We start from the raw sequence: 3739 nt of genomic DNA, 5'->3' as shown, positions 1-3739 counted from the left end.
GGCCACCGCCGAGGCCACCGCCGAGGCCACCGCTCGCGCCACCGTGGAGATCACCGCGGAGACCCAGGCCGACACAGATGCCCGCACAGGGGCCGGCGCAGGGGCCGGCGCGGGGGCGGACACGCCGCCCGGGTCCTGAAACGGCGCTCAGAACATTCTGAGAGAACCATGAGAAACCGCCTCCGGCGGACGGGCCGCCCACCGGCACTGTCTACCGTGTGTGCATGCAGCCCGACACCCGGGGAGCCGGGCCCGCGCGGATCCTGGTCGTGGACGACGAACCCGCCGTCCGCGAGTCGCTGACCAGCAGCCTGGAGTTCGAGGGATACCGGGTCGCCGGGGCCGCCGACGGCGTCGCGGCGCTCGACCAGGTCGAACGGCGGGCCCCCGACCTGGTCGTCCTGGACGTCCTCATGCCGCGGATGGACGGCCTGACCGCCTGCCGCCGGCTGCGCGCCCTCGGCGCCACCATGCCGGTGCTGATGCTCACCGCCCGCGACATGGTCGGCGACCGCGTCACCGGCCTGGACGCCGGCGCCGACGACTACCTGGCCAAGCCGTTCGAACTCGACGAGCTGCTCGCCCGCGTCCGCGCCCTGCTGCGCCGCGCCGCCATGAACACCGCGCCCACCCCCGCCGGAGCCGCCGCCGGGAGCACCGGCGCCGTGCTGGCGTTCGGCGACCTGCGCATGGACACCCTCACCCGCGAGGTCACCCGCGCCGGCCGGCCCGTCGAGCTGACCCGCACCGAGTACATGCTGCTGGAGATGTTCCTGGCCCACCCCCGCCAGGTCCTCACCCGCGAGCAGATCCTGGAGACCGTGTGGGGGTTCGACTTCGAACCCGCCTCCAACTCCCTGGACGTGTACGTGATGTACCTGCGGCGCAAGACCGAGGCAGGCGGGCTGCCGCGGCTCGTGCACACCGTCCGCGGCGTCGGGTACGTGCTGCGCGCGGCGGCGTCCCCATGAACCGGGCGGCGCCGGCCGCCCGGGCGTCCGCGGCCCGGGCCCCGGTGACCCGGCGGCTCACGCTGCGCACCCGGCTGGCGCTGCTCACCGCCGCCGCCGTCGCGCTCGCCGTCGCCGCCTGCGCCACCGCCGGATGGCTGCTCACCCGCAACCAGCTCTACACCGAGCTCGACCGGCGGCTGGCCGCCACCACCGGCGGGCCGCCCGGACCCGAGCACGACCGCCCGTTCCGCGGCGCCGCCCAGCGGATCGAGGACGCCCTGGCCCGCTGCTCCCACGACCCCTCCGCCAGCCTCAACCCGCCGCCCGGCCCCTTCGAGATGACCCAGGCGGTGACCGCCGACGGGCGGCGCTGCACCCTGCCCGGCTCCGGGGCGCTGCGCGTCACCGCGCAGGACGTCGAAGTCGCCCGCGGCGAACGCGGCCACGCCTACCACGACGGCACCGGCACCACCGCCGGCGGCGGCACCGACCACGTCCGCGTCCTCACCCGCTCCTTCCGCGCCGCGGACGGAACCCAGGCCGCGGTGTCCTACGCCATCTCCCTGGACGAGGTCGAGGGGCCGCTGGACAACCTCGCGCTGCTGCTCACCGCCGTCACCGCCCTGGGCGTGCTGGTGTCGGCCGCCGCCGGCCTGGCGATCGCCCGCGCGTCGCTGCGGCCGGTGGACGAGCTGACCGGCGCCGCCGAGCACATCGCCCGCACCGAGGACCTCGCCACCCGCATCCCCGCGGAGGGCACCGACGAGATCGCCCGCCTGTCGCGCTCCTTCAACGCCATGACCGCCGCGCTGGCCGCGTCCCGCGAACGGCAGCGGCAGCTCATCGCCGACGCCGGGCACGAGCTGCGCACCCCCCTCACCAGCCTGCGCACCAACATCGACCTGCTGCTGCGCGCCGAGGCCACCGGCCGCAACCTGCCCCCCGACGCCCGCCGCACCCTGCTCACCGGCGTCAAGGCGCAGATGCGGGAGCTGTCCAGCCTCGTCGGCGACCTGCTGGAACTGGCCCGGCCCGCCGACGCGCGGCCCGCCCGCGAGACCGTCGCCCTGCACGACGTCGCCGCCCGCGCCGTGGCGCGCGCCCGGCTGCGCGGCCCCGGCCTCACCGTCGAATCCCGCGCCGACCCCTGGTACGTGCACGGCGACCCGGCGTCCCTGGAACGCGCCGTCGTCAACCTGCTGGACAACGCCGTCAAGTTCAGCCCGCCCGGCGGCACCGTCACCGTCCGGCTCGCCGGCGGGGAGCTGACCGTCCGCGACCGCGGCCCCGGCATCCCCGCCGAGGACCTCCCGCACGTGTTCGAGCGGTTCTGGCGGTCCCCGTCCGCGCGGAGCCTGCCCGGCTCGGGGCTCGGGCTGTCCATCGTCGCCCGCGTCGTCGCCGAGACCGGCGGCCGAGTGACCCTCGAACCCGCCCCCGGCGGCGGCACCCTGGCCCGCGTCCGCCTCCCCGGCACCCCCGCACCCCCCGACTGACCCCGCCGACCGTCCCCGCCGACCGTCCCCGCCGGGCCGCGCTGCCGGGCCGCGCTGCCCCGCGGTTTCTCATGGCGCGTTAATCGGCGCCTCACCTGCCTCCCACGGCCGCCGCCGAACCTCGGCCCCATGAGTCGCCTCATCACCGAACCGGGCACGCCCGCCGAGCCGCCGCCCCGCCACGACCGCGGGGACCGGCGGCGGCTGGTCGAGGTGGTCGTCCCCGTCCACAACGAAGAACGCGTCCTGGCCGCCGGCGTCGAACGCCTCCACGCCTACCTGGCCGCCACGTTCCCCTACCCGTTCCGCATCACCGTCGCCGACAACGCCAGCACCGACGCCACCTGGCCGGCCGCCGAGGACCTGGCGGCCAGGCTCCCGCACGTGCGCGCCGTCCGGCTGGAGGACAAGGGCCGCGGGCGCGCGCTGCGGCACGTGTGGGGCGCCAGCGACGCCGACGTCGTCGCCTACATGGACGCCGACCTGTCCACCGACCTGGACGCGTTCCTGCCGCTGGTCGCCCCGCTCATCTCCGGGCACAGCGACCTGGCCATCGGGTCCCGCCTCACCCGCGGCTCCGCCGTCGTCCGCGGCCCCCGCCGCGAGATCATCTCCCGCTGCTACAACCTGCTGCTGCGCACCGCCCTCGCCGCCCGCTTCACCGACGCCCAGTGCGGCTTCAAAGCCGCCCGCACCGAGACCGTCCAGGCGCTGCTGCCCGCGGTGCAGGACGAGGCGTGGTTCTTCGACACCGAGCTGCTGCTGCTCGCCGAACGCAACGGGCTGCGCATCCACGAGGTCCCCGTCGACTGGGTCGACGACCCCGACAGCCGCGTCGACGTGCTGCGCACCGCCCTCGACGACCTGCGCGGCATGGCCCGCGTCGCCCGCCGCATGCTCACCGGCGCGTTCCGCGCCCCCGCCGCCCGGCCCGCGCCCGCCCTGCCCGCCGGGATGGGACGCCAGATGCCCGCCTTCGCCGCCATCGGCGCCGCCAGCACCCTCGCGCAGGTCGCCCTGTTCGCCGCGCTGCGGACGGTCATGGGGCCGCTGTGGGCCAACGCCGTGTCCCTGACCGCCACCACCATCGGCAACACCGCCGCCAACCGGCGCTTCACCTTCGGCGTCACCGGCGCCCGCCGCGCCGCGCGCCACCAGCTCCAAGGCGGCGCCGCGTTCCTGCTCGCCCTGGCCCTGTCCACCGGCGGCCTCGCCGCCCTGCACGCCGCCGCGCCCGGCGCGTCCCGCGCCGTGGAGGCCGCCGCGCTCGTCACCGCCAACGCCGCCGCC

At 76.9% G+C, this 3739-nt stretch carries 3 protein-coding genes; all 3 read left to right on the top strand.

Translation table 11 applies throughout. The annotated features are described in order from the left end of the window. The first annotated feature begins 224 nt into the window (after positions 1-224). Positions 225-971, top strand: a complete 747-nt coding sequence (locus ACIWVC_RS26335) for a response regulator transcription factor (RefSeq protein WP_396454715.1) — start codon at positions 225-227, stop codon at positions 969-971. Then, positions 968-2449 (top strand): sensor histidine kinase, encoded by a 1482-nt coding sequence (locus ACIWVC_RS26330; RefSeq protein WP_396454714.1) that lies wholly within the window; start codon positions 968-970, stop codon positions 2447-2449. The genes ACIWVC_RS26335 and ACIWVC_RS26330 overlap by 4 nt, the downstream gene beginning before the upstream one ends. A gap of 129 nt (positions 2450-2578) precedes the next feature. Next, positions 2579-3739: glycosyltransferase (locus ACIWVC_RS26325; protein ID WP_396454713.1), on the top strand; the 1161-nt coding region annotated here is incomplete at its 3' end.

The sequence above is a fragment of the Actinomadura sp. genome, assembly GCF_044508335.1.
In the GTDB taxonomy this organism is placed as follows: domain Bacteria; phylum Actinomycetota; class Actinomycetes; order Streptosporangiales; family Streptosporangiaceae; genus Spirillospora.
Note: the sequence above shows the minus strand (reverse complement) of the source record. Positions and strands in the feature narration are given on the sequence as shown.